The sequence below is a fragment of the Streptomyces sp. Y7 genome (genome assembly GCF_043195415.1).
In the GTDB taxonomy this organism is placed as follows: domain Bacteria; phylum Actinomycetota; class Actinomycetes; order Streptomycetales; family Streptomycetaceae; genus Streptomyces.
Genome location: NZ_JBIDDQ010000009.1, coordinates 14,155 through 38,683, shown reverse-complemented (window position 1 = coordinate 38,683; position 24,529 = coordinate 14,155). Strand labels below are relative to the sequence as shown.

Annotated in this window: 24 protein-coding genes; 19 read left to right on the top strand and 5 right to left on the bottom strand. The window is 72.9% G+C overall.

What is annotated here, in order from left to right; all coding sequences use genetic code 11:
* Positions 1-81: 81 nt before the first annotated feature.
* From ACGFW6_RS23165 to ACGFW6_RS23155, 3 genes are all read left to right on the top strand, one after another.
* Positions 82-834 (top strand): hypothetical protein, encoded by a 753-nt coding sequence (locus tag ACGFW6_RS23165; protein ID WP_393512899.1) that lies wholly within the window; start codon positions 82-84, stop codon positions 832-834.
* 51 nt (positions 835-885) lie between these two features.
* Positions 886-2,553, top strand: a complete 1,668-nt coding sequence (locus tag ACGFW6_RS23160; protein ID WP_393512896.1) for a peptide-N4-asparagine amidase — start codon at positions 886-888, stop codon at positions 2,551-2,553.
* A gap of 175 nt (positions 2,554-2,728) precedes the next feature.
* Complete coding sequence (locus tag ACGFW6_RS23155; RefSeq protein WP_393512893.1) at positions 2,729-4,120, top strand: cation:dicarboxylate symporter family transporter; 1,392 nt, start codon at positions 2,729-2,731, stop codon at positions 4,118-4,120.
* 83 nt (positions 4,121-4,203) lie between these two features.
* Here ACGFW6_RS23155 and ACGFW6_RS23150 read toward each other — a convergent pair whose 3' ends face one another.
* Entirely contained in the window at positions 4,204-4,650 is a 447-nt protein-coding gene (locus tag ACGFW6_RS23150; RefSeq protein ID WP_393512890.1) for a MarR family winged helix-turn-helix transcriptional regulator, read from the bottom strand.
* A 112-nt stretch (positions 4,651-4,762) separates the two neighbouring features.
* Here ACGFW6_RS23150 and ACGFW6_RS23145 point away from each other — a divergent pair, with 112 nt between their 5' ends.
* Together ACGFW6_RS23145 and mltG are read left to right on the top strand one after the other, a co-directional pair.
* The gene (locus tag ACGFW6_RS23145) at positions 4,763-6,565 is read left to right on the top strand and encodes an ABC transporter ATP-binding protein (RefSeq protein ID WP_393512887.1); all 1,803 of its coding nucleotides are present in this window, start codon (positions 4,763-4,765) and stop codon (positions 6,563-6,565) included.
* A gap of 43 nt (positions 6,566-6,608) precedes the next feature.
* On the top strand, positions 6,609-7,472 hold the full coding sequence (gene mltG, locus ACGFW6_RS23140; protein WP_393512884.1) for an endolytic transglycosylase MltG: 864 nt from the start codon (positions 6,609-6,611) through the stop codon (positions 7,470-7,472).
* 39 nt (positions 7,473-7,511) lie between these two features.
* Here the strand turns inward: mltG and ACGFW6_RS23135 are convergent, their stop codons facing one another.
* Positions 7,512-8,597, bottom strand: coding sequence for an NAD(P)-binding domain-containing protein (locus ACGFW6_RS23135; RefSeq protein WP_393513604.1), 1,086 nt, complete (start codon positions 8,595-8,597; stop codon positions 7,512-7,514).
* Positions 8,598-9,314: 717 nt separating this feature from the next.
* On the opposite strand from ACGFW6_RS23135, the gene ACGFW6_RS23130 reads away from it, so the two are divergent.
* The gene (locus ACGFW6_RS23130; protein ID WP_393512881.1) at positions 9,315-9,737 is read left to right on the top strand and encodes a secondary thiamine-phosphate synthase enzyme YjbQ; all 423 of its coding nucleotides are present in this window, start codon (positions 9,315-9,317) and stop codon (positions 9,735-9,737) included.
* Between the two features lie 85 nt (positions 9,738-9,822).
* Here the strand turns inward: ACGFW6_RS23130 and ACGFW6_RS23125 are convergent, their stop codons facing one another.
* Positions 9,823-10,383, bottom strand: a complete 561-nt coding sequence (locus tag ACGFW6_RS23125; RefSeq protein ID WP_393512878.1) for a hypothetical protein — start codon at positions 10,381-10,383, stop codon at positions 9,823-9,825.
* Between the two features lie 376 nt (positions 10,384-10,759).
* Between ACGFW6_RS23125 and ACGFW6_RS23120 the strand changes: the two genes are divergently transcribed.
* Positions 10,760-11,983: a PP2C family protein-serine/threonine phosphatase gene (locus ACGFW6_RS23120; protein ID WP_393512875.1), complete on the top strand. Its 1,224-nt coding sequence runs from the start codon at positions 10,760-10,762 to the stop codon at positions 11,981-11,983.
* 25 nt (positions 11,984-12,008) lie between these two features.
* Here ACGFW6_RS23120 and ACGFW6_RS23115 read toward each other — a convergent pair whose 3' ends face one another.
* Positions 12,009-12,164 (bottom strand): hypothetical protein, encoded by a 156-nt coding sequence (locus ACGFW6_RS23115; protein ID WP_393512873.1) that lies wholly within the window; start codon positions 12,162-12,164, stop codon positions 12,009-12,011.
* A 140-nt stretch (positions 12,165-12,304) separates the two neighbouring features.
* On the opposite strand from ACGFW6_RS23115, the gene ACGFW6_RS23110 reads away from it, so the two are divergent.
* Positions 12,305-13,174 (top strand): hypothetical protein, encoded by an 870-nt coding sequence (locus ACGFW6_RS23110; protein WP_393512870.1) that lies wholly within the window; start codon positions 12,305-12,307, stop codon positions 13,172-13,174.
* On the opposite strand, the gene ACGFW6_RS23105 is transcribed toward ACGFW6_RS23110, so the two are convergent.
* On the bottom strand, positions 13,161-13,631 hold the full coding sequence (locus ACGFW6_RS23105; protein ID WP_393512868.1) for a bifunctional DNA primase/polymerase: 471 nt from the start codon (positions 13,629-13,631) through the stop codon (positions 13,161-13,163). The two genes, ACGFW6_RS23110 and ACGFW6_RS23105, sit on opposite strands and share 14 nt — an antisense overlap.
* Before the next feature lie 379 nt (positions 13,632-14,010).
* Between ACGFW6_RS23105 and ACGFW6_RS23100 the strand changes: the two genes are divergently transcribed.
* The 11 genes from ACGFW6_RS23100 (at position 14,011) to ACGFW6_RS23050 (ending at position 24,516) form a co-directional block, all read left to right on the top strand.
* The gene (locus ACGFW6_RS23100; RefSeq protein WP_393512865.1) at positions 14,011-14,610 is read left to right on the top strand and encodes a DUF998 domain-containing protein; all 600 of its coding nucleotides are present in this window, start codon (positions 14,011-14,013) and stop codon (positions 14,608-14,610) included.
* 81 nt (positions 14,611-14,691) lie between these two features.
* On the top strand, positions 14,692-14,961 hold the full coding sequence (locus ACGFW6_RS23095; RefSeq protein ID WP_393512862.1) for a hypothetical protein: 270 nt from the start codon (positions 14,692-14,694) through the stop codon (positions 14,959-14,961).
* Entirely contained in the window at positions 14,961-17,342 is a 2,382-nt protein-coding gene (locus ACGFW6_RS23090) for a heavy metal translocating P-type ATPase (RefSeq protein ID WP_393512859.1), read from the top strand. Before ACGFW6_RS23095 ends, ACGFW6_RS23090 begins: the two co-directional genes overlap by 1 nt.
* Positions 17,339-17,881, top strand: coding sequence for a copper chaperone PCu(A)C (locus ACGFW6_RS23085; protein WP_393512857.1), 543 nt, complete (start codon positions 17,339-17,341; stop codon positions 17,879-17,881). Before ACGFW6_RS23090 ends, ACGFW6_RS23085 begins: the two co-directional genes overlap by 4 nt.
* 157 nt (positions 17,882-18,038) lie before the next feature.
* Complete coding sequence (locus ACGFW6_RS23080) at positions 18,039-18,737, top strand: hypothetical protein (protein WP_393512854.1); 699 nt, start codon at positions 18,039-18,041, stop codon at positions 18,735-18,737.
* Between the two features lie 195 nt (positions 18,738-18,932).
* Positions 18,933-19,643, top strand: coding sequence for a sigma-70 family RNA polymerase sigma factor (locus ACGFW6_RS23075; protein WP_393513601.1), 711 nt, complete (start codon positions 18,933-18,935; stop codon positions 19,641-19,643).
* 114 nt (positions 19,644-19,757) lie between these two features.
* Complete coding sequence (locus tag ACGFW6_RS23070; protein ID WP_393512851.1) at positions 19,758-20,819, top strand: ABC transporter substrate-binding protein; 1,062 nt, start codon at positions 19,758-19,760, stop codon at positions 20,817-20,819.
* Positions 20,820-20,821: 2 nt separating this feature from the next.
* Entirely contained in the window at positions 20,822-21,907 is a 1,086-nt protein-coding gene (locus ACGFW6_RS23065; protein ID WP_393512848.1) for a FecCD family ABC transporter permease, read from the top strand.
* A gap of 19 nt (positions 21,908-21,926) precedes the next feature.
* Entirely contained in the window at positions 21,927-22,778 is an 852-nt protein-coding gene (locus ACGFW6_RS23060; protein ID WP_393512845.1) for an ABC transporter ATP-binding protein, read from the top strand.
* 29 nt (positions 22,779-22,807) lie between these two features.
* Positions 22,808-23,023, top strand: coding sequence for a hypothetical protein (locus ACGFW6_RS23055; RefSeq protein WP_393512842.1), 216 nt, complete (start codon positions 22,808-22,810; stop codon positions 23,021-23,023).
* Between the two features lie 140 nt (positions 23,024-23,163).
* A complete protein-coding gene (locus ACGFW6_RS23050) occupies positions 23,164-24,516 on the top strand; it encodes an MFS transporter (RefSeq protein WP_393512839.1) in 1,353 nt (450 codons plus the stop codon).
* The last annotated feature ends 13 nt before the right edge of the window (positions 24,517-24,529 follow it).

The following is a 24,529-nucleotide window of genomic DNA, read 5'->3' as shown; positions in this document are numbered from 1 at the left end:
CGGCGTGGGCGGACGCAAACGGTTTTCCGACCGGCCGTTCAGTTCCGGCCCCCGTGCCGGACGCGGTGCGACCATGGACCGATGCGTATCGGCGGAGCATGGCGTGCGGCGGTGGTGACGGCGGCCCTCGGTTCCCTGCTGGCGACCGCGACCCTGACGGCGTGCGGCGGCGCGCGGGACGGGGCGCGCGACAGCGCCGGCGCGGGCGTCGGGAAGCCGGCGCCCGGACGCTCGGCCGCCACCGATCCGACGCGTGTCCCGGGCGTCGGCGACCACTGGCAACGGCGCATCCCCGCCGGCTCACGCCAGGTCGTGGCGGTCTACGGCGAGGCGGCGGACTCCGCGGACTCGACCGTCGTGCTCTACACGAAGCACGGCAGGAACTGGGAGCGCGTCCGCGCATGGCCCGCGCACAACGGCAAGAAGGGCTGGACCACCGACCACCACGAGGGCGACAACCGCAGCCCCGTCGGCGTGTTCACGCTCAGCGACGCGGGCGGCGTCCTCAAGGATCCGGGGACCCGGCTGCCGTACACCAGATCGGCCGCCTTCGCGGCGCCGCACTGGTGGGCGAAGTCGTACTGGCACGACTTCGACTACGTCATCGCCATCGACTACAACCGCGTCAAGGGAACCCCGCCCAACGACCCCGCCCGCCCGCAGGGTGACGAGCGGGGCGGAAGCATCTGGCTGCACATGGACCACGGCAGTGGCACCTCGGCCTGTGTGAGTCTGTCCGAATCGGGGATGGAGCTTCTGCTGCGCACGCTCGATCCGGAACTGCGCCCCGTGGTGGTGATGGGGGACAAGGCCCGTCTGAAGGCCGCGCGTTGACGGACGAGGCGTCATTGCGGCGGGTGCCGACCTCCGCGTAGAACACCGCCCATGAAGAGACGGATCGTCATGTCCATGCTCGCGGGGGTCACCCTCCTGGCGAGCACCCTCCTCGGAGCGACCCCGGCCCCGGCAACCGAATCCCGTGAACCCGCGGCCGCAGCCACCTCGACGGGCCGACTCTCGGCCGTGTCCGCCGGGCTGCCCCGACCCGCAGACGTCCCCGCCGAGTTCGGCACCGACTGGCACGACCCCATCACCGCCGCACCGCCCGTCGCCAAGCCCTTCGGCAGGTCGTGCCAAGTCACCGTCGCCGAGGCACAGTTCCGCGACTTCACCCCGTACCGGGGCACCTACGCGCCGCCCGAGGGCTGCGGCGACCGCTGGAGCAAGGTCGTGCTGCGGATGGACGGCAAGGTGAAGGGCCGCCAGTACGACCGGCTCGGCCATCTGCGGATCGGCGGGGTCGAGATCTTCCGTACGTCGACTCCGGAGCCGTCACCCGACGGCATCGCGTGGTCCGTGGAGAAGGACGTCACGCGCTACAGCGACACCTTCCGCGGCGGCCAGGACGTCGAGATGCTCATCGGGAACGTCGTCGACGACACCTACACCGGCGTCATCGACGTCAAGGTCACGCTGACCTTCTACGCCGGCCGCCCGGCCGCGCACCCCGACCGTGTCCTCACCCTCCGGGACGGCACGCTGACCACCCCGCGCAACAGCGAACGCATCGTCGCCGAGGTGTACGCCACCGGCTCCGGCGGAGGTTGCGAGGAGTTCTGGTACCTGGCCGCTCCCGACCCGGCGCCCTACTCCTGCAAGGCCGCCGGGGGCCCGTACCGCGAGGTGCAGATCAAGGTGGACGGCCGACTCGCCGGCATCGCGGCCCCGTTCCCGCACGTGTGGACGGGCGGCTGGTCCAACCCCTTCCTCTGGTACGTGATTCCGGGACCGCGCGCCTTCGACGTCAAGCCGATCGAGTACGACCTCACGCCCTTCGCCGGCCTGCTCAACGACGGCCGAGCGCACCGCGTCGAGGTCTCCGTCGTCGGTGTGCCCGAGGGGCAGAGCGGTTGGAGCGCGCCCGTGAACGTCCTGGTCTGGCAGGACGCCGAACGTGCCCATGTGACCGGCAGGCTCACCGTGCACCGCTCCGGTGACCTCGCCGACTCCGCGACGTACACGCCCGGTTCGGAGCACCGCGTGGACACCGAGGGCGGACATCGGCTGACCGTCGCCGGATACGTCGACACCTCGCACGGCCGGGTGACGACCACCGTGCGCCGCGCCCTCACCAACGACTCCGTCCACCGCTGGACCGACGGCGAGAACCTGGACGCTCTCGACGCCACCTGGACGGACTCCCAGACGGTCACGGTCGACGGCCACGGTCCGGCCCGCACGACCCGTACCCACCGGACGTACACGATGGACGGCTCGATCAGCATCGGCGCGGGCGACCGGCTGCGGACCGTGCTGACCCTCGGCGACCGCGCCTCCGCCGTGACGACGGAGGGCGGACGGCGGACCGCGTGGTCGCGGCTCGACGACACCTACTCGGGCGACGCCGCCTGGACGTTGAACGTGCCGCGCGACCAGCGGCAGGCGGTCGGCACGACGAGCGAGCGCTATCGGGTGTACGGCTCGGACGGCTGCCACGACCGTTCGCTGACGAGCGTTCAGGGGGTGCTCACCGAGGACAGAAGCCGCTGCTGAGCCGGGGTGCGTGCGACGCGTCACGCGGGCCGTGATTTACGCGGATGCAACACGGCGGTCTTGTGCGGGACCAACATCACCCGCAGAGTGATCCGGACGGAATGCGCTTTCCGTATCGCAGAAGTCCCCGCCGTTCCAGGGGACTTCTGTGTGCCGCCGTCCCCAAGGAGTGCCCGTGCCGCCGTCCGTACCGTCCCTGCCGCGACGCGTCGCACGCATACTGCGTACCTCACTCTTCGCGCAGGTCGCCTGCGCGCTGGTGCTCGGCATCGCCGTCGGGAAGCTGTGGCCGGGCTTCGGCGCGGATCTCCAGCCGCTCGGCGACGGTTTCATCCGGCTCATCAAGACGATCATCTCGCCGCTGGTGTTCTGCGTGGTCGTCGTCGGCATCGCCAGGGCCGGTGACCTGAAGGCGTTCGGCCGGATCGGTCTGAAAGCCCTGATCTGGTTCGAGGTCGCGAGCACGCTCGCGCTGGTCATCGGCCTGCTCGCCGCCAACGTGGTCCAGCCGGGGGCGGGGATGAACGTCGACCCCGCCACGCTGGACACCTCGGCGGTCGACGCGAAGACGGGCGGCGGTCATCTGCCGTCGACGACGGAGTTCGTACTGGAGGCGATCCCCACCTCCTTCATCGGTGCCTTCGCCGAGAACTCCCTTCTCCAAGTCCTCGTCCTGGCCTGCCTGGTGGGCGCCGCGCTGTTGCATCTCGGCCACACCAAGGTGCCGCAGGTGCTGCCCGCCGTCGAACAGGCCCAGGAGATCATCTTCGCGATCGTCGGCTTCGTGATGCGGCTCGCCCCGATCGCGGTGTTCGGTGCGATGGCCGTCCTGATCGGCAACTACGGGCTCGGCGTCATCGAGACCTACGGCAAGCTGATCGTCCTGTGCTACGTCGCCGCCGCGCTGTTCGTCGCACTCCTCGCCCTCGCGCTGAAGGCGGTCACCGGCCTCAGCCTGTGGAAGTTCCTGCGCTACATCCGTGAGGAGATGCTGCTAGCCCTCGGCACCGCGTCCACCGAGTCGGTCCTGCCGCGGGTGATGCAGAAGCTGCGCAAGGCCGGCGCCCGCGACGACGCCGTGGGTCTGGTGCTCCCGACGGGCTACTCCTTCAACCTCGACGGCGCCTCGCTCTATCTGTCCATCGGCACCCTGTTCATCGCCCAGGCCGTCGGCGTGGACCTGAGCCTCGGTCAGCAGATCACCGTGGTCCTGGTGCTGATGCTGACCAGCAAGGGCATGGCGGGCATCCCCGGCTCGGCGTTCCTCGCCCTGTCCGCGACCGCCTCCTCGCTGGGCGCGATCCCGGCCGGCGCCGTCGCCCTGCTGCTCGGCGTGGACCGCGTCATGGACTCGATGCGCGTCGTCACCAACCTGCTCGGCAACTGCGTCGCCGTCTTCGCGGTCGCCCGGTGGGAGGGGGCGCTGGACAGGGAGCGGGCCAGGAAGGTCCTCGACGGCGAGATCGTGGTCGGCCTGGAGGACGAGGAGCCGGCCGAGGGCGGGGGCGGGCGGCCGGCGAAGGCGGAGCTGGAGAAGGAGAAGGAGCCGGCCGCCGAGACCGGCTGACGCCCTGCGGCCGGCCGCAGGAACAGCGACAGCGGCGGCCCCCTCCCGCAGCGCGGAGGGGGCCGCCGTTCTGCCGTGCGTGCTCAGCAGTGCTGCTTGCCGCCGTCGATCAACGTGTCCAGCAGCTCGCCCAGCACCGACCGCTGTTCCTCCGACAACGGTGCCAGGATCTCCTCCGCCGCCGACCGGCGCGCACCGTGCAGTTCGCGCAGGGCCTTGCGGCCGTCCTCGGTGAGTTCGATGCGGATCACCCGCCGGTTCGTCGGATCCGGCGCCCGGCGTACCTTTCCGCTCGCCTCCAGCCCGTCGACCAGCGTCGTCACCGCGCGCGGGACCACTTCCAGGCGCTCGGCGAGATCGGCCATCCGGGGCGGCGAGTCGTAGTGCGCGAGGGTGCGCAGCAGGCGGGACTGAGCCGGGGTGACGCCCAGGCCGCACTCGTGGAGGTGCCGTTTCTGGATCCGGTGCACCCGGCGGGTGAAACGCAGCAGCTGCTCGGCGAGCGGGCCGTCGGGATCGGAGGTGGTCATGCGGGAACAATATCAGGACCACGTTCATTGTGAGTATAGGTAACAATGAGCTAAGCTCCGTCAGCGGCCCACGCGGCCGTCCGTCCGTATCGTCACCCCTCCGTAGGAGCCCATGCATCCCGACAACGAACCCACCTGGAAACCACCCGCCGCGGAGCAGGAGCAGCCGCGGCAGGTGCGTCGCATCCTGAGACTCTTCCGTCCGTACCGCGGCCGCCTCGCGGTCGTCGGTCTGCTCGTCGGCGCCTCGTCGCTGGTCGGCGTGGCCACGCCGTTCCTGCTGAAGGCGATCCTCGACGTCGCGATCCCCGAAGGCCGCACCGGCCTGCTCAGCCTGCTCGCCCTCGGCATGATCCTCAGTGCCGTCCTGACCAGCGTCTTCGGTGTCCTGCAGACCCTGATCTCCACCACGGTCGGCCAGCGCGTCATGCACGACCTGCGCACCGCGGTCTACGGCCGCCTCCAGCGCATGTCGCTCGCCTTCTTCACCCGCACCCGCACCGGCGAGGTCCAGTCCCGCATCGCCAACGACATCGGCGGCATGCAGGCGACCGTGACCTCCACGGCGACGTCCCTGGTCTCCAACCTGACCAGCGTGGTCGCCACGATCGTCGCGATGATCGCCCTGGACTGGCGGCTGACCGTCGTCTCGCTGCTCCTGCTGCCGGTCTTCGTCTGGATCAGCCGCCGGGTCGGCAACGAACGCAAGAAGATCACCACCCAGCGCCAGAAGCAGATGGCCGCGATGGCCGCGACCGTCACCGAGTCGCTCTCCGTCAGCGGCATCCTGCTCGGCCGCACCATGGGCCGCTCCGACTCGTTGACCAAGGCCTTCGCCGACGAGTCCGAGCAGCTCGTCGACCTCGAGGTGCGGTCGAACATGGCCGGCCGCTGGCGCATGGCCGTCATCACCATGGTCATGGCCGCCATGCCCGCCTTCATCTACTGGACCGCCGGCATGGTCCTCCAGGTCGGCGGCCCGCAGGTCTCCATCGGCACGATCGTCGCCTTCGTCTCCCTCCAGCAGGGCCTGTTCCGCCCGGCGGTCAGCCTGCTGTCCACCGGCGTCCAGATCCAGACCTCGCTCGCGCTCTTCCAGCGCATCTTCGAGTACCTCGACCTGCCCATCGACATCACCGAGCGCGAGGACCCCGTCCATCTCGACCGCGTCAAGGGCGAGGTCCGCTTCGAGGACGTCGCGTTCGGCTACGACGGCAAGAGCGGCCCGATCCTCGACGGCATCGACGTCACCGTCCCCGCCGGCGGCAGTCTCGCGGTCGTCGGCCCGACCGGCGCCGGGAAGTCGACGCTCGGCCATCTCGTGCCACGCCTGTACGACGTGACGGGCGGCCGGGTCACCCTCGACGGCGTCGACGTGCGCGACCTCGACTTCGACACCCTGGCCCGCGCGGTCGGCGTCGTCTCGCAGGAGACGTACCTCTTCCACGCCACGGTCGCCGACAACCTGCGCTTCGCCAAGCCGGACGCGACCGACGAGGAGCTGTACGCGGCGGCGCGGGCGGCCCAGATCCACGACCACATCGCGTCCCTGCCCGACGGCTACGACACCGTCGTCGGCGAGCGCGGCCACCGCTTCTCCGGCGGTGAGAAGCAGCGCCTGGCCATCGCCCGCACCATCCTGCGCGATCCGCCGGTGCTCATCCTCGACGAGGCCACCAGCGCCCTGGACACCCGCACCGAGCGCGCCGTCCAGGACGCCATCGACGCCCTGTCCGCCAACCGCACCACGCTCACCATCGCGCACCGGCTGTCGACCATCCGGGGTGCCGACCAGATCGTGGTCCTCGACGCGGGGCAGGTGGCGGAACGCGGTACGCACGAGGAGCTGCTGGAGCGGGACGGGCGCTATGCGGCGCTGGTCAGGCGGGACGCCCAACTGGAGCCCACAGGGTGACGTTATGCCGGGTTTGTGACCATGTGCGGGATACCGTGCCCGCATGTACCTGAACACTCCGCCACGGAGCACGATTCGACTGACGCGCCGGGGACGTATGGCTCTCATCGCCGCCGGCGCCGTCGTGGCCGGCACCGCCGTGGCGGTGCCGCTGTTGGTCATGGGCGAGGAGGGGGCGGCCCGGCCCACCTCGCTGGTGATCCCGGAGGGCTGGCGTGCCGGCCAGGTCTATACCGCCGTCGACAAGGCCCTCGCCCTGCCGCCCGGCACCACGAGGAAGTCACTCGGCAAACTCGACCTGAAGCTCCCCAACGACGCCGAGGGCAACCCCGAGGGCTACCTGTTCCCGGCGACGTACCCGCTGGAGAAGAACGGGAAGAAGGCGACGCCGGACTCCCTGCTGTCCGCCATGGTGGACACCGCCAACCAGAAGTTCAGCGGCGCCCCCATCGCCGCCGGCGCGCAGCGCAACGCCATGAACGTCTATCAGGCGGTCACGATCGCGAGCATCGTCCAGGCCGAGGCCGCCACCAAGGCCGACATGGGGAAGGTGGCGCGAGTCATCTTCAACCGGCTCGAACGCGGGATGCCGTTGCAGATGGACTCCACCATCAACTACGCCCTGAAGCGCTCCACGCTCAGGACGACCGAGGCCGACACCCGGATCGAGAGCCCCTACAACTCGTACCAGCGCATGGGCCTGCCGCCCACGCCCATCAGCAGCCCGGGCGACGAGGCGATGCGCGCCGCCATCAACCCGGCCGCCGGCGACTGGCTGTACTTCGTCACGGTCAAGCCGGGCGACACCCGCTTCACCGCCGACTACACGGAACACCAGCGCAACGTCGCCGAGTTCAACGCCCAGCAGAAGCAGCAGAAGAAGGCGAGCGCGAAGCCGACCGGGTGACCCGGCGGGACGTCACACGGATCCCGGCCGGCCGCTGCCTCACGCGGCCACCGGCTCCTCGGCCAGCAGCCGCCGGATGTCCCGTACGGCCGCACGACCCGCCCGGTTGGCGCCGATCGTGCTGGCGGAGGGGCCGTAGCCGACCAGGTGGACACGAGGGTCGGCGACCGCGCGCGTCCCCTCCACCCGGATGCCGCCGCCCGGCTCGCGCAGGTGCAGCGGGGCGAGATGGTCGATGGCCGCGCGGAAGCCGGTCGCCCACAGGATGACGTCGGCCTCCACGTGCCGTCCGTCGCTCCACTCCACCCCGTCCGGGGTGATCCGGTCGAACATCGGACGGCGGTCCAGGACCCCGTCCGCCAGACCCTGCCGGACGGCGTCGTTCAGCGGCAGGCCCGTGACCGAGACCACGCTCTTCGGCGGCAGCCCCTGCCGGACCCGTTCCTCCACGAGCGCGACCGCGGCCCGCCCCACGTCCTCGGTGAAAGGACCCTCGCGGAACACGGGCGGACGCCGGGTGACCCAGGTCGTGGCCGCCGCGTACGGCGCGATCTCCAGCAGGTGCTGGGTGCCGGAGGCGCCGCCGCCCACGACCACGACCCGCTGCCCCGCGAACGCCTGAGGCCCCGGGTACCGCGCGGTGTGCAACTGCTGACCCCGGAAGCTCTCCTGCCCCGGGTAGCGCGGCAGGAAGGGCCGGTCCCAGGTGCCGGTCGCGTTGATCAGGGCCCGCGTCGCCCAGGTGCCCGCCGAGGTCTCCACCAGCAGCCGTCCGTCCGGGCCCTCGCGCACGGCACGTACGTCGACGGGCCGCCGCACCCGCAGGCCGAAGGTCCGCTCGTAGGTGTCGAAGTACTCCGCGATGACCTCGGAGGACGGCCGCCCGGGTTCGGCACCGGTCAGTTCCATGCCCGGGAGCGAGTGCATCCCGTGCACCTTGCCGTACGTCAGGGACGGCCACCGGAACTGCCAGGCGCCGCCCGGCCCGGGGGAGTGGTCGAGGACGACGAAGTCACGGCCCGGCTCGAAACCGGTGCGCCGCAGGTGGTAGGCGCTGGAGAGCCCCGCCTGACCAGCGCCGATGACGACCACGTCGACCGCTTCGACCGCCTCAGTGTTGTTCACGCTTCTACCAACCACCTCGGCGGCGCGGATCTTCCCCCGGCGGGCCCAGCCGCGGGCCCGCGAGGTCGACGGCGGCAGGTCGCCGTTGTACCGCGTGTCGGCGAAGGCGCCGAAGTCCACCGTGTCCGGGATCAGCTTCAGTTCGGTGGAGGTGTCGGCGATCTCCTGCTCGGAGGCGATGAGCGGCTTGTCCACAGCGACCGGTATCCGGGTGGCGTTGGTGCGCTTCACCGAGGCCGGCGCCACGTCGTGGCGCAGCCCCGTGTCCTTCGCCCGCACCTCGGCCCACTCCTCCTGGTGGTCGTGCGCCCACACCGTGGCACGCCGCAGCCGCTGCGACACGATGAGAGCCACGAACTCGCCTGGTCCCACGTCGAGTTGGAGCCGGTCGATGACGAGCCCCCACCGCCCGAGGGGCTCCCCGGCCTGGATCAACTGGGCTTCCACGCCCCGGATACCGGCATAGACGTTGAGGCAGAGCGGGAAGGTGACGCCGAGGGTGATGATGGCGACCTTGGGTGCCTCGCCGATGCCGAACCAGATGATGAACAGCGGGATCAGCCCGACGAAGGGCACGGTCCGCAGCATCTGTACGGGCGCGTCCACGAGGTCTTCGCCGATCCGGAACAGCCGCGAGACCAGGGCAAGTCCGGTTCGTATCACGCTCCGGCCGTCTCCTGGCGTGTGGAATCCGCGGCATGGGTGAGGATGGAAGACATGTCAGACGCCTTCACCACCCGAGTTCTGAACGTCGCCTCCGGCTCCTCGGAGCAGGTCGTGGATCTCACCCGCGACTGCGAGGCCTTTCTGCGGGAGGCGGCGGCGGGCCGCGACGGTCTGCTCAACGTCTTCGTGCCGCACGCGACGGCCGGTGTCGCGCTCATCGAGACGGGCGCCGGCAGCGACGACGACCTCCTGGCCGCCCTGCACGTCCTCCTGCCCGCCGACGACCGCTGGCAGCACCGCCACGGCAGCCCCGGCCACGGCCGCGACCACGTCCTGCCGGCCATCGTCCCGCCGCACGCGACGCTGCCCGTGGTGGACGGGCGGCTGGAGCTCGGCACCTGGCAGTCGGTGTGCCTCGTGGACACCAACAAGGACAACGCCCACCGCCAGGTCCGGCTGAGCTTCCTGGGCTGAGGAGCGGGGATCGCGCCGGACGGCGTCCTCGCCCGCGCTCAACCCCCGCCTGGGCCGACGCCGTTGCGCTGTGCGCGCGGCCCCGTCACGGTCGTGCGTGATCCCCCACCGCGCACTGACGCACCAGCGGGGTGTCCTCGACCGGCCGCTCGGCCGGAGTCGTATGGTCATGGGTCGCGGGCGCGCAGTGCCCTTGGAGGCGGGAGAGTTCCCCCGCGCAGCGCTGCAGGGCCACCTCCAGGACTTCCGGCATGTTGAGGGTGCCGGTGCCGTCCGGTGGGACGAGCCAGCGCAGGGCACCCCAGCGGCAGTGCGGGGCGGGAGCGGCGATCCACGTCCCGGCGCCCAGCAGGCGCACCCCGGTGCCGATCCACACCGTCTGCGGCTCCGGAGGCAGCAGGAAGCCCACATGGCGGCGCCGGGCGTCCAGCAGACAGGGCCCGGGTTCGAGCAGCGGCAGCTCCTCCAGCAGATCGGCCACCCGCAGCCCCAGCTGCTCCGGCACGACCAGCACGTCCCAGAACCGTCCGGCCTCCAGCAGCGCGACCCCGGTGCTGCCGTTCTGCCACTCCTGCTTGCAGGCACCCGGGTCCTCCGACGCCGCCGCCAGCCATTCCATCGAATTTGTCCACTGCCTGAGTGCCATGAGGAGCCTCTCTGTGGTGCGCCGACGCCCGGTTGATGCCCTAGTGCACCGGGTGGCGGGTGTCGCGGCCATACGGCGGGAGCTCAATTCCCCGTATGGGGCGAGCGCCCGCGCGCCAAACAGGCAGGTAGCAGGGCGTGCGCCCCCATGCCGTCGGTGTACGCCGGAGCCGGTCCAGCGCGCCGGGACCGCCCGGCGCCGCCCACTGCCACCGGGTCACCGCCCGTACGCTGTCCGTGCTCGCGTCCCGTGCGGCGAACGCCGCGCGGCACATGCCGGGGACCGGGCGGCCTGTGCGTTGCCAGTGAATGTTTGTCACCGTTTTAGGGTGTTTGGTGTGGTGCGCTGGTTCCAGTCGTTTCATAGACCGCCGAGGTTGGGGCCCGCCGCGTCCGGCGGCGTACCCGAGCAGGGTCTCGTCGTGCCGTCCCGGCTCGCCGCGCTGCGCACCGCGCTGGCCCGGATCGGCACCACCCTGGACGAGGGCGTGACCTGTGCGGAGCTGACCCGGGAGGCGGTCCGGCAGGCCGGCGGCGCGGCGGCCGTGCTGCGGGTCGGCGGAGAGGCCGTGGCGCGGTACGAGGGCGTCGCGGGCGACCCGTCGCTGCTGCCCGGCATCCCGTGGGCGCTGGCCGCGGCGCGCCAGACGAGTGCCCTGGAGGAGGCCGCGTCCCCCATCCCGTACGCCTCGGTGGGCCGAGCCCGAACGGCGCTCTGCGTTCCCCTGACGACCGACGGGCACCCCTACGGCGGGCTGGTCTGCGCCCGTGAGCGGGCACCGTACACCCCGGCGGAGGCCGAGCTCCTCGGCCTCCTCGCCGAACGCGCCGCCTCCCACATCCGGCACGCCCGTGAGCACGAGCGGGTCAGCGGCATCGTCGGCAACCTCCAGCGCGCCCTGCTCGCCGAGCCCGGCCGGCCGCACCCGAACCTCGACGTCGCCATCCGCTACATGCCCGTCGGACAGAGCGCGCTGGTCGGCGGCGACTGGTGCGAGACCGTCCGGCTGCACTTCGGGCGGACGCTGCTCGTCGTCGGCGACGTCATGGGACACGGCCTGGAGGCCGCCGTGGACATGACCGCGTACCGCTCCTCACTGCGCTACATCGCCTCCGCCGACCTGCCCCCGCACCGGGTGCTGCGCCAGCTCGACGACAGCGCCTCCGCCGAGCCCGACCGCCGGCCGGCCACGTGTCTGATCGCCCGCGTCGACCCCAACCGGGGCCAGGTCACCCTCGCCAGCGCCGGTCACCTGCCCCCGGCCGTGATCGACGGGAAGGGTCGCACGTCACTGCTGCCGGTGCCGGTGGGCCCGCCCCTGGGCACGGGCCTCGGCGGCTACGAGCCGGCCACCTACCAGCTCGACCCGACCCAGACGCTGGTGCTCTTCACCGACGGCCTCGTCGAGCACCGGGGCGAGGACATCGACCACTCCCTGGAACGGCTGGCCGGCGTCGCCTTCGAGGCCACCGCCGGCGTCGAGGCCGTCATCGACACGGTGCTCGCCCGCCTCGACGTCCGTAACGCCGAAGACGACGTGGCCGTACTCGCCGCCCAGCTGCACGAGCGTGTCCTGCGCGGTGACGGCGGGGGCACCTGAGAGGCACCGGCTCCGGCGCCGGCCCTCACCACTCGCCCCGCTCGAACTGCGCGCCCGAGACATACGGGTCGTGCCGCCGCCCCGGCGACTTGGACTCAGGTCCCGTCGGTGGCAGGCTCGCCTCCCGCAAGGCGTCGCACCACGGGCAGTCGACGGTGTCCTCGCTGTCGTTCCGCTCCAAGCCGGTCGCTCCTGTCGTGTTCGAAGGCGGGCGCTGGTCCTCGGGCACGGATGACTCCATCCGGGTCATGTCCTCACTCGACTGGGTGGTGGCGAAGGCGTACGGCGTACCACCGGCGCACGCCTCGGCGTTGCTCCGGCATGGACAGCACTGATTCGGCGCGGCGCGTCCTCGGCGGCGACGGCGCACCCATGTCGTACGCCGTGCCCGCCACCGGCGTCCGGGGCCAGCCGTCGATCTACGCGGCCCTGGTCGCGGAGTGGCGCGCCAAGGGCCGCACGGTTCCCGGGCGCCGAGACATGTCGTGGGAGCTTCTGGTGGCCGCGGCGGGCCGGGGACAGACCGGCACCTTCTGGGCCGTCGGCCCGTGCGCCGGCCTGTCCCCGACCCTGCCCGTCGGCCCGGCCGTGGCCGTCGTCCCGCGCGCGGGACTGCCCCCGACCCTGCCCGTCGGCCCGGCCGTGGCCGTCGTCCCGCGCACGGGACTGCCCCCCACTGTCGCCGTCGGCCCGGCCGTCGACCGGCCGGGCCGCGTGCCGGACGGTCCGGCCCGGGCGGACGGGCGCGACCTGGGGACGGACAAGCGCCACCTCGGGACGGACGAGCCGGCCGCCGTCGCCCCCGAGCGGGGAGCAGGCCAGGTCGAGCCGGGCGTCGGCGCGGTCGTGCGGAGCTCCGGTCCGGTCGCGCGGGACGCCGGTCCGGTCGGGCGGGACGCCGGTCCGGTCGGGCGGGACCGTGATGCGATCGGGGCGAGCGTCGGCGCGGTCGTGCAGGACTGCGATCCGGTCGGGCGGGACAGCGCACCGGTCGTGCAGGACAGCGGCGCGGTCGTCCAGGACAGCGGTACGGCAGAGTCGGACGCCCTCGCCGGCGAGCGTGAGGGGCCGGGGCCCGAGTGTGTCCCGGCGATCGTCGTTCCCCGCGGGCTGCCCGGGCCGTTGTTCGTGTGGGAGAGCAGGGGTGGCGCCGGGCGCGTGGGCGTGGCCGATCCGCTCACCGGCGACTGACGCCCGCCCGTGGGGCGAGCGCGCCACCGGCCTCGCGCAGCGCCAGCCGCACGACGTCCGGGTCGTACAGGGCACCGGTCCCGTCGGGCGGCAGCACCCACTCCATCCGCCAGCCGCCCGAGTGGTCGGGCGGCGGTACGGCGACCCACGAGCCCCGGCCGGCGTGGCGGAACCCGGACCCCGCCCACCCGGCGACGCCGGCGGGCGGGACGAAGAAGCCGACCCTGCGCGCCCCGCAGTTCATCAGGACCGGGCCGTCCGCCCGTGGCCGCATGCCGCGCAGGAGATCCAGGGCGCCCAGGCCGAGGCGTTCGGGGACGCTGAGCACGTCCCAGACCCGGCCGGCCTCCAGCAGCACCGCGTCCGCGCCCTGGTCCCACTGCCGCCTGCACGACCGAGGATCCGTCGCCGCCGCCGCGAGCCATTCGACGGCCCGATTCCCCATGGCGCGTTGCATGTCCCACTCCCCGTGCTCTCGGCTCCGCCGTCCTGGTCAGGGCCCCTCATGCTGGTGGATATCTCCATGCGCCGGAAGGGGTGGCGTGGCCTGGCGTTTGCAGGTGATCCGTGCGGACGTCGCAGGGCTGTTCGGCTGCGTTGCGTCATGCAACCGGTCCGGCGGGCGCGCGCGGCACACCGGCCGAGCGCGGTGTGCGGCAGCCGCCGCGATGGCCTACGGCGCCTGCGGGGCGGTGTGCGGCAGCCGCCGCGACGGCCTCCGGCGGCACGGGCCGGACGCGGTCGGTGAACCGGCTCGGCGAGCCCTCGATCCCGCGACCTCCGGCGTCTGCGTGTAGCTGACGGGCCAACCGATTCCGGCGTTTTACGGTTCTTTGATGCGACTTGTGCCTAGATGGACCTTGCTCTCGTCGGCATGCGCGCCGGTCGTACTGATCTGTGGGTGGCTGATCGCGGCGCGCCTGGAAGGCCCTGCCTACGACCCCGTCACCCAGACGATCAGCGTCCTCGCGGCCTACGGCGCTGCCGGATTCTGGGTGATGACCACAGCGCTGGCCGCCCTGGGCGCCTGCCACCTGATCACCGCCCTGGGGCTGCGGGCCGCCGCGCTCCCGGGACGGGTGGCCCTGGGTGCCGGGGGAGTGACGGCGTTCGTGGTGGCCGCGCTCCCGCCGCCGACCAGCGGAGGGTCCCTGCGCCACGGAGCGGTCGCCGGCGTCGGCTTCGCCTTCCTCGCCGTGTGGCCGGTCCTGGCCGCCGACCGCCGGGGCGCCGGACCCTGGGGGCTCAGGCTCGTGCCCTCCCTCGCGGCGACCCTGCTGATGCTCGTCAGCGCCGTCTGGTTCCTGGTCGAGATGAACAACGACGGTGCCGCCGGTGTCGCCGAACGCCTGGTGACCTCCCTCCAGTCGCTGTGGCCCTTCGTGGTCGTCGCCTCCTGCCTCCGGCACCGCTACGGCGACACCCGCCCGCGGTGACCGAGAAGGCGGACAAGGTCCGGGAACTCCCCGTCCCCCGGCCCCGACTCCTGTAGCGGTACGCACATCAGGAGGCCGGTGATGGAACAACCCCAGCAGTCCGCTCGCGGGGCGGGCGCGGTGCTGCGCGCCCTCGCGCCGCCGCCCGCCCTCTGCGGGTTTCTGCTGCTGCTCGCCCTGATCTTCACGACGTCGTACGCCGTGGGATCCGCCGCCGGGCCCGTCGCGCCCGGCATGCACGGACCCGGCACGAACGGCGGCGGCGACGGCCGGAACCCGGACGACGGCGGCGACATGGGAGACACGGGGAACATGGGCGACGCGGACATGCGGCACGGGAGCGGCAGCTGATGGCCACCGAACCGGCACCGCCGATGACCACCACGGACCTCACCGTCGGCGGCATGACCTGCGCGGCCTGCGTGCGGCGGGTGGAGAAGAAGCTCGCCAAGCTGGAAGGCGTGACGGCGACGGTCAATCTGGCGACCGGGCGGGCAAGGGTGAGCCATCCTCCGGAAGTCCGCCCGGAGGAACTGGTGGCGACCGTCGAACAGGCCGGTTACACGGCCGCCCTGCCCGAGCCGCCGAAGCCCCGTCGCCGCCCGGGCGAAGAAGTCCCGGGGCCCTCTTCCCCCGGGAAACAAGGCCCGGGGGAACGAGGCCCTGGGGACGAAGCGGCGGGCGGGCGCGACTCCGACGACGTCCGGTCGGAGCGGGACCGGCTGCTCATCACCGCGTTGCTCGCCGTTCCGGTGCTCGTGCTGTCGATGGTGCCCGCGTGGCAGTTCCGCAACTGGCAGTGGCTCTGCTTCGTCCTGGCCGCCCCCGTCGCGTTCTGGAGCGCCTGGCCCTTCCACACGCGGGCGCTGCGCGGACTGCGCCACTCGACCGCGACGATGGACACCCTGGTCTCCCTGGGCGTGGTGGCGTCCTTCTCCTGGTCGGCGTACGCCCTGTTCCTCGGCGGTGCGGGCGCGCCGGGGATGCGGATGCCGTTCAGCCTGCTGCCCTCCGCCTCCGACGGCGTCGCGCACGTCTACCTCGAAGCGGCGGTCGGGGTCCCCCTGTTCGTGCTGGCCGGCCGGTTCCTGGAGGCGCGGGCCCGTCACGGCACCGGGGCGGCGCTGCGGTCACTCGCCCGCCTCGCCGCCAAGGAGGTGTCGGTCCGGGAGAACGGCACCGAACGCCTCGTTCGCATCGAGGAGTTGTCGGTCGGGCAGATCTTCGTCGTACGCCCCGGTGAGCGCGTCGCGACGGACGGCGAGGTGGCCGAGGGCAACTCCGCCGTCGACCTGTCGCTCGTGACCGGGGAGAGCGACCCCGTCGAGGTCGGGCCCGGCTCGCCGGTGGTGGGCGGCGCCGTCAACGCGGGCGGGATGCTGCTCGTGCGTGCCACGGCCGTCGGCGCGGACACCCAACTGGCCCGTATCACCCGTCTGGTGACGGACGCCCAGGCCGGCAAGGCACGGGCACAGCGGCTCGCCGACGCCGTCGCCGGGGTGTTCGTGCCCGCGGTGCTGGCGCTCGCCGTCACGGTGCTCGGGTTCTGGCTCGGGGCGGGGGCGAAGCCGCAGGCGGCGATCACCGCGTGCGTGGCCGTGCTGGTCGTGGCGTGCCCCTGCGCGCTGGGCCTGGCGACCCCGACCGCGCTGATGGCCGCCACCGGACGCGGCGCGCAGCTCGGCGTCCTGATCCGCGGCCCACAGGCGCTGGAGGGGCTCCAGCACATCGACACCGTCGTCCTCGACAAGACCGGCACCCTCACTTCCGGGCACATGACCGTCGCCCGCGTCACGGCCCTGACCGGCGGACTCGGCAAGGACGCCGTGCTGCGGCTGGCCGGTGCCGTGGAGCAGGGCTCGGAACATCCCCTGGGCCGTGCCGTCGTCGCCTGTGCCCGCAGGGCACTGCCCGAAGGGCAGGCGTTGCCCGAGGTGCGGGACTTCCGCGCCGAGGCCGGCCGGGGCGTGCGCGGACGGGTCGAGGGACGTTCGGTCGAGGTGCGCGCCCCGGACGAGGAACTGCCCGCCGCCCTGGCGGACGCCCTGCCGGTGGCGGAGGACGCCGCGCACACGCCCGTCGTCGTCCTCGTCGACGGGACGGCCGAGGCGCTGATCGAGATCGGGGACGTCGTACGACCCGGCAGCTACCGGGCCGTGGACCGGCTCCGGCGCCTCGGCGTGCACCCCGTGCTCGCCACCGGCGACCGTGAGGCACCGGCCCGCGCCGTCGCCTCCGCCCTCGGCATCGAGGAGGTGCACGCGCGCTGCACCCCCGAGGACAAGGCCGACCTCGTACGGCAACTGCGACGCGAGGGCCGCCGGGTCGCGGTCGTCGGCGACGGAGTCAACGACGCGGCGGCGCTGGCCGGCGCCGACCTCGGCATCGCCATGGGCACCGGCACGGACGTGGCGATCGGAGCCGCCGACGTGACCCTGGTGCGCGGTGACATCGAGGCCCTCGGCGACGCGGTCCGGCTCGCCCGGCGCACGCTGCGCACGATTCGCGCCAATCTGCTGTGGGCCTTCGGCTACAACCTGGTGACCGTGCCGCTCGCCATGGTCGGCCTGCTCAACCCCATGGTCGCCGCCGTGGCCATGTCCGCGAGTTCCCTGCTCGTGGTGGGCAACAGCCTGCGCCTGAGGGCCTGGCAGCCGGCAGCGGGCCGCCGTCGCGAGCGGGCCGGAGTTGAGGGCCGCGGGCCCGTCGTCACTGGAGGACGTACCCGATGACCGTGTCCACGGCCGCACGGCCGGCCGACTCCCGGGCCTGGCGCCCGACCCGCCGCCGCGTCACCGACGGCCTGCTCGCCGCGCTCGCCCCGATCGCCGCGTGCGGCGTCGCCCTGGGCGGTCTGACCACCTGGGTCGGCACCGGCAACGCGGGCAGTCCCGCACGGATCACGGTGACCGACGGGCGGGTGTTCCTGCCCTACGGCGACGTCCAGGACACCGCGGCGTTCTTCCGCGTCTCCAACTCCGGCGGCTCGGACGACCGGCTGCTGAAGGTGACGTCGACCGCGGTCCGCGGTGAGGCGACGCTCAGCCGTCACCGGATGGCCGGCGGCAACGCCGCGTCCGCGCAGACGGTGGCATCGGCCCGGATTCCGGCCGGCGGCAGCCTCGCCATGTCCCCCTTCGGACTGGACGTCACACTGCGGGCCGAGCCGGAGTGGGTCGCGGGCACATATGTGCCGTTCACCCTGCACTTCGAGCAGGGCGGACGGATCGAGGTACAGGCCAGGGTGGTCCGCCCCGGCGAGGGTGCGTGAAGGCAGACCCACACCTCTATGTGTCGGCCGGTGTGCGTGCCCAGTTCCCTCTTGCCGATGTGTCCTGTATCACTCAACTGGGCTTGAGTGCGGGACGGGTGTGTTGTGCGTACCTACCCGTGACGAGTGGGCCCAGGATGCGAGGATGAGGGCCGTCATGACTGCTGGGTGGGGTGTGCGCACGATACGGGCCGCGGTGTTCGCGTCCGTCTGCGTGCTGCTCGCCGCCCTCGGCCACGTCCTCATGTCGGGCCGATCCGTCCCCTGGTGGACGCTGGCCGCCGGTGTCGTCCTGACAGCCGGCGCGGGCTGGTGCCTCGCGGGCCGTGAGCGCGGGCTCCCGCTGGTCGTGTCCGTCGTGGTCGCGGCCCAGGGCGGGCTGCACACGGCCTTCGAGTTCGCGCAGTCCTCCACGTCCGCCCCCACCGCGCACGACATGGGTTCCACGTCCGCGCACGGCGGTTCCATGGATCCCATGTCCATGGACGCCATGAGTTCCATCGGGTCCATGGGGTCCTCGGGATCCATGTCCATGGGACACATGGGGATGCAACACATGGACATGGGCCACGACATGGGCGCCACATCCTCCCTCGGTATGTTCGCCGCCCACACCCTCGCCGCGCTGCTGTGCGGCCTGTGGCTCGGCCACGGTGAGCGCGCCGCGTTCCGCATCCTGCGGGTCGTCGCCGGATGGCTGGCCGCCCCCCTGCGGCTGTCGCTCGCGCTGCCCGCACCAGCGCACCGCCCACGTCTGCGTCCGCGCCGTGGGCGCTCGGACCGGGCGCCGCGCCTGCTTCCGCTCGTCCACACGATCACCTCCCGGGGTCCGCCGGCGGGGATCGCTGTCATCTGAGACAGCCGGTTCCCCGAGACGCGCGACCGCGTCCCGGGCCCCGGCCGTACCTGCCGTACGGCCGTGTCCCTTGCTTCCCCGGACCCATCCGGCGCGGTGTACCCGTACGCCGCACGCCGCCGTGCCCAGGTGCCCGGCGGTGACGCCGTCGTACCCGCCTTCGTGCCGGAGTCCGGACTACCGAGAAGGACCCAGGTGATCACTCCTGCCCTGCCCGCCGCACGCACCAACCGCGTCCGGCACACGAAGGCGGACAGCACCTCCGAGACGGTCTCCCGCGACGAGTCGACGACCGCGTGGGCGCTGGCCGCCGGCGGCGGTGACGCGGACGCCACCGACCGTTTCGTCCGCTCGCTGCACCGTGACGTGGTGCGCTACGTGGCGCATCTGTCCGCCGATCCGCAAGCCGCCGACGACCTGGCCCAGGACACGTTCCTGCGGGCGCTCGGCAGCCTGCACCGGTTCGAGGGCCGTTCCTCGGCGCGGGCCTGGCTGCTGTCCATCGCGCGGCGCGCGGTGATCGACAGCCACCGGTACGCGGCAGCCCGGCCCCGGCTGTGCGACACCGACGACTGGACGCTGGTCGCGGAACGCGCCCAGCCGACCGGGCTGCCCGGCTTCGACGACGGCATCGCACTGCTCGACCTGCTGGACGCGCTGCCCGACGAGCGCCGCGAGGCGTTCGTCCTGACCCAGATGGTGGGCCTGCCGTACGCGGAGGCGGCCGAGATGAGCGACTGCCCCGTCGGGACGGTCCGCTCACGCGTGGCCCGCGCCCGGGCGACCCTCGTCGAGCTGCTGGCGGAGGCCGAGACCACGGTCGCCGCCGACGCCCTGCCGCTCGCCGAACCGGTCACCGTGCCCGCCGCCGTGGCCCTCGCCGCACCGGCCGCCGTGGCGGCCTGACCCGGAATCCGGTGTCGGTTCCCCCTGCCGGGAACCGACACCGGGTTCGCCCCGACTACTGGTTCGGGCGGTACGCGACCGCCCGTGCGACCAGTGGATACAGGGGAGTTCTCGATGCGTTCTCGTGTGGGGCGGGCCATGACGGCCGCGGTGCTCGGCGGCCTGCTGGCGACAGGCTGCGGCAGCGGGAACGAGGAGACGGCGAGCCCGGCCGCCGGAAAGGGCGACGCGGACCACCCGGTCACCGTCACCGACTGCGCGGGCGCCGGGACCACCTTCGCCTCGCCCCCGCGGCGCATCGTCACCAGCAACGCCTCCAGCCTCGAACTGCTGCTCCGGCTGGGCGCCGGGGACAAGGTCGTCGGCACCGGTTTCCCGCCCGGCAAGGGCACGCTGCCCGACGCACTCGACACGCGGGCGCGGCAGGTGAAGGTGCTCAGCGACACCGTGATCCCCAAGGAGAAACTCCTCGGCTCCGGCGCCGACCTGTACATCGACACCTTCGCCTCCATGAACATGGGCGGCGGCATGGGTGACGCGCCCACAGAGGCGGAGTTCAAGGCCGCCGGCATCAAGCACATCTTTCTGAAGTCCACGGCGTGCGCCGCCATGAGCAAGGGCCCGGTCACCGACCTGTCCGCCGTCGAGGACGACATCACCTCCCTCGGCGCGGTCACCGGCACGAGCGCCAGGGCCGCGGAACTCGTCGCCGGCATGCGGAAGAAGGTCGACGCCGTGCGCACGGCGGTCGCCGCCACGCCCGAGGCCGAGCGGCCCACGTACTTCTTCTTCGACTACGACGCCGGCACCAAGCAGCCCATGGCCGTCTGCAACCGCCAGGTCGCCAACGCCGTCATCACGCTGGCCGGGGCCCGCAACGTCTTCGCCGACTGCGACGGGGACTACAAGCAGGTCGGCTGGGAGGACGTGATCGCGAAGAACCCGGACTGGATCCAGCTCGGGGTGCGCGACCGGGGCAGCGAGGCCGCGAACGACAAGGCCTACGACGAGGCCCGCACGTGGCTGGAGACGAACTCCGCGACCAAGGGCCTGAAGGCCGTCCGGAAGGGCCGCTTCCTGCGCATCGGCTCCGAGCGGACCACCATCGCCGGGGTCGCCAACGCCGACACCGTCGCGGAGATCGCGAAGACGCTCCACCCCGGCAAGGTCGGCTGACCGTGCTCGACACCCTGGCGCGGCGCAGGCCCGCGGCGGACCCGCAGGAGCGTTCACGGACGCGCGCCGTGCCCGCCGCGCCGCTGGCCCTCGCGCTCGCCCTGGCCCTGCTCGCCGCCCTCACCGCGGCCGTGTCCTGGGGCTCGACGTCCATCCCGGCCGGTGAGGTGTGGAGCGTCGTCGCACGGCGCCTGTCCGGCGAGGCGCCACGCCCCGGCACCGACGACCTGATCGTCTGGCAACTCCGCGTCCCGCGCGCCCTGCTGGCGGCGCTCGTCGGCGCGGGGCTCGGTCTCGTCGGTACGGCGATGCAGGCCCTCGTGCGCAACCCGCTGGCCGACCCGTACTTCCTGGGCATCTCCAACGGCGCCTCGCTCGGGGCCGTCGCCGCGATCGTGCTCGGCCTCGGCGTGGGCGGTACGTTCGGGCTCGGGCTGTCGGGCGCGGCGTTCGCCGGTGCCCTCGCCACGTTCGCGCTGGTGTGGGCGGTGGCCCGGCGCCGGGGCGGGTTCGCGCCGCTGCGGCTGGTGCTGGCGGGAGTGGCGATCGGGCAGTTCCTGTCCGGGTTCACCAGCTATCTGGTGCTCCGGGCGGGCGACGAGCAGCAGACCCACAGCGTGCTGTTCTGGCTCATGGGCAGCCTGAGCGGGGCGAGTTGGCCGCTGCTGGCCGCGCCCGCCGTCGCCGTGCCGGTCACCCTGGTGTGGCTCCAGGCGCGCGCCCGTGGCCTGAACGCCCTCATCATGGGAGACGAGACAGCGGCCGGACTCGGCGTCGACGCCACCCGGCTGCGCCGGGAACTGTTCACCCTCACCAGCCTGCTGACCGGCGTACTCGTCGCCGTCTCCGGTGCCATCGCCTTCGTCGCGCTCATGGTGCCGCACGCCTGCCGGCTGGTCGTCGGCGGTGACCACCGTCGTCTGCTGCCGGTCTCCGCGCTGTTCGGCGCGCTGCTCCTGGTCGTCGTCGACATCGTGTGCCGCACGGCCATGGACACCCAGGAGCTGCCGGTCGGCGTGGTCACGTCCCTGATCGGGGCACCGGCGCTGCTGTATCTGCTGGACCGGCGGCTGGGGAGCGGCAGTTGAGGATCATGGGGAGCACGACTTGAGGATCGACATCGAGGACCTGCACGTCGCCTACGACGGGCGTACGGTCGTCGCGGGTGCCCGGCTGGTCGCCGCCGAGGGCGAGATCACCGGCCTCGTCGGCCCGAACGGCAGCGGCAAGTCCACACTCCTGCGCACCGTGTACCGGCATCTGAAGCCGGCCGCCGGCCGGGTCCTGCTGTCCGGCACCGACCTGCGCCGGCTCGGCCCCGCCGAAGCGGCCCGCCATGTCGCGGCGCTCCCGCAGGAACGGGGCGGCGACTTCGAACTCACCGTCCGCGAGGTCGTCGCCATGGGCCGTACGCCCTACAAACGGGCCTTCGCCGGGGAGGACGCCACGGACCGGGACGTCGTCGCGCGTGCCCTCGCCGACGTCGGCATGGAGCGGCACACCGGGCGCCGCTTCACGGAACTGTCCGGCGGCGAGCGTCAACGCGTCCTGCTGGCCCGTGCCTTCGCCCAGCAGCCGGACGTCCTCGTCCTGGACGAGCCCACCAACCACCTCGACATCCGCCACCAGGTCGAACTGCTCGCCCTGCTCCGGGCGGGGCACCGCACGACCCTGGTCTCGCTGCACGACCTCAACGCCGCCGCCTCCGTCTGCGACCGGCTGCACGTCCTGCACGAGGGCCAGGTGGTCGCCTCCGGCGCGCCGCGCGAGGTGCTGCGGCCCGCTCTGCTGGCCGAGGTGTTCGGTGTACGCGCGAGTGTCGTGGACCATCCGCTGACCGGTGATCCGCTGATCGCGTTCGATCACCGGTCCCCGGCGGACGGCCCGGACGGCGAGGGGGTTGCCATGTCGGCCCCGAGCGGTGTCTCGGGGGCTGGTCCCGGGCGGTCACACCGGTGAGCGCCCACGATCACGAGAGGCAGTGAACCATGAGCGGCATCGAGGGAATCGACCCGGTGGCGACGTTCTGCGGCGACTGTGACTGCGGCTGTCCGCAGTTGTTCGTCGACTCCGCCGCCCCGGCCGAGCGCCGGGTGGTCCTCACGGACGACTTCGGGCAACGGGTGCAGATGAGCGCGGACCAGTTCTCGTCGCTGGTCGCGGAGGCCAAGTCCGGCAAGCTGGACGGCATCGGCGCGCACTGATCCCGAAGCGGTAGTACGCGGAGGGACTCCGCATTCTTCATATTTCCGGCCAATTCCGGGAACTGAGCCCGAAGCGCCCCCGACCTCTGGAAGTGAGGCCGCCGAACGGCGGTCGTCCAGGAGAGGGAGGGGGCGCGAGGGTGACGGACCGCCGGGTTCTCGTGGCGGCCGCGGGCGCGCTGTCGTTCGTGGCCATGCTCGACATGAACATCGTCAACGTGGCGCTGGCCGACATCTCCACGGGGCTGCACGTCTCGGCCGCGACGGCGCAGTGGGCGGCGTTGGGCTACCAACTCCCCGTCGTAGCGCTGCTGTTGCCGGTCGGCCGGCGACTGGACGGCGCCGGCACCCGCACGGCCCTGCTCGCGGCCACCGCCGCTTTCGCCACCTGTGGTGTGCTCGCCGCTCTGGCTCCCTGGGCGGCCTGGCTGATCGCGGCCCGCGTCGGGCAGGGCGTCTGCGCGGCGGTGCTGTTCGTGCTGATGCCGGTCCTGGTGATCCGAGCCGTCCGCCCCGAGGCACGTGGCCGGGCGATGAGCGTGCCCGCGACGCTCGGCCCGCTCGGCGCCATGACAGGTCCGGCGGTGGGCGGGCTGCTGCTGGACCACCTCGGCTGGCGCTGGGTCTTCCTGGTCAAGCTCCCGTTCTGCCTGCCGGCCCTGGTCCTGGCCTGGCGGGCGATGCCCGACGACGGCCCGTTGCGCGCGCCGGACCGGCGGTTCTGGGCCGACACGCTGCTCGTGGGCGGCGGTCTGGCCGCTCTGCTGCTCGCCCTCACGGTGGGAGCCGGCCGTCCCGCGTGGGCCCTGCTCGCCCTCACCTCCCTGGTGCCCCTGTGGTGGTGGCTGCGCGGACCCGGTGGCCGTCCCGTGACCGGAGTCCTGCGGGCGGCGGGCTTGTTCCGGGCGCACGGCGCGGTCCTCGCGCTGGCGACCGCGTTCGCCGCCATGCACTACGTCGTCGCCCTGCACCTCCAGCAGGACGAGGGCGTCAGCGCCACCGCGACCGGCCTGACCGTGCTGGCCTTCCCGCTCGGCATGGCGCTGGCCGGACCCCTCGGCGGCCGGCTCGCGGACCGGTACGGCCTGCGGCCCCTCGCGGTCACCGGCGCCGCCCTCACCGCCGCCGGACTCCTCCTGCTGCTCCCGCTCGGCGACGCCTGGTCCCCGCCCGACGTGGCCTGGCGGCTGGCGCTGGCCGGCCTGGGCATGGGGTTGAACGGCGGCCCCGCGCAGGCCCTCGTCATGAGCGCGGCCCCGCCGGAGCGGGCCGCCACCGTCGGCTCGACGGTGCAGGTCGCCCGCAGCCTCGGCTTCACCCTCGGCCCCGCACTGGCCACCGCGGCATGGGCTCTGGCCGCGTCCGGCGCCGGGGCGCGCGCCGGGCTGCTCCTCGCCGCCGCGGCCGCCTGTCTCGCCGTACCCCTGCTCGCGCTGCCCGGTCGGCCGGGCGCGGCCGTTCCCGAGCCGACCACCGACACCGTCCCGACCTGATCCAGGAGTTCCC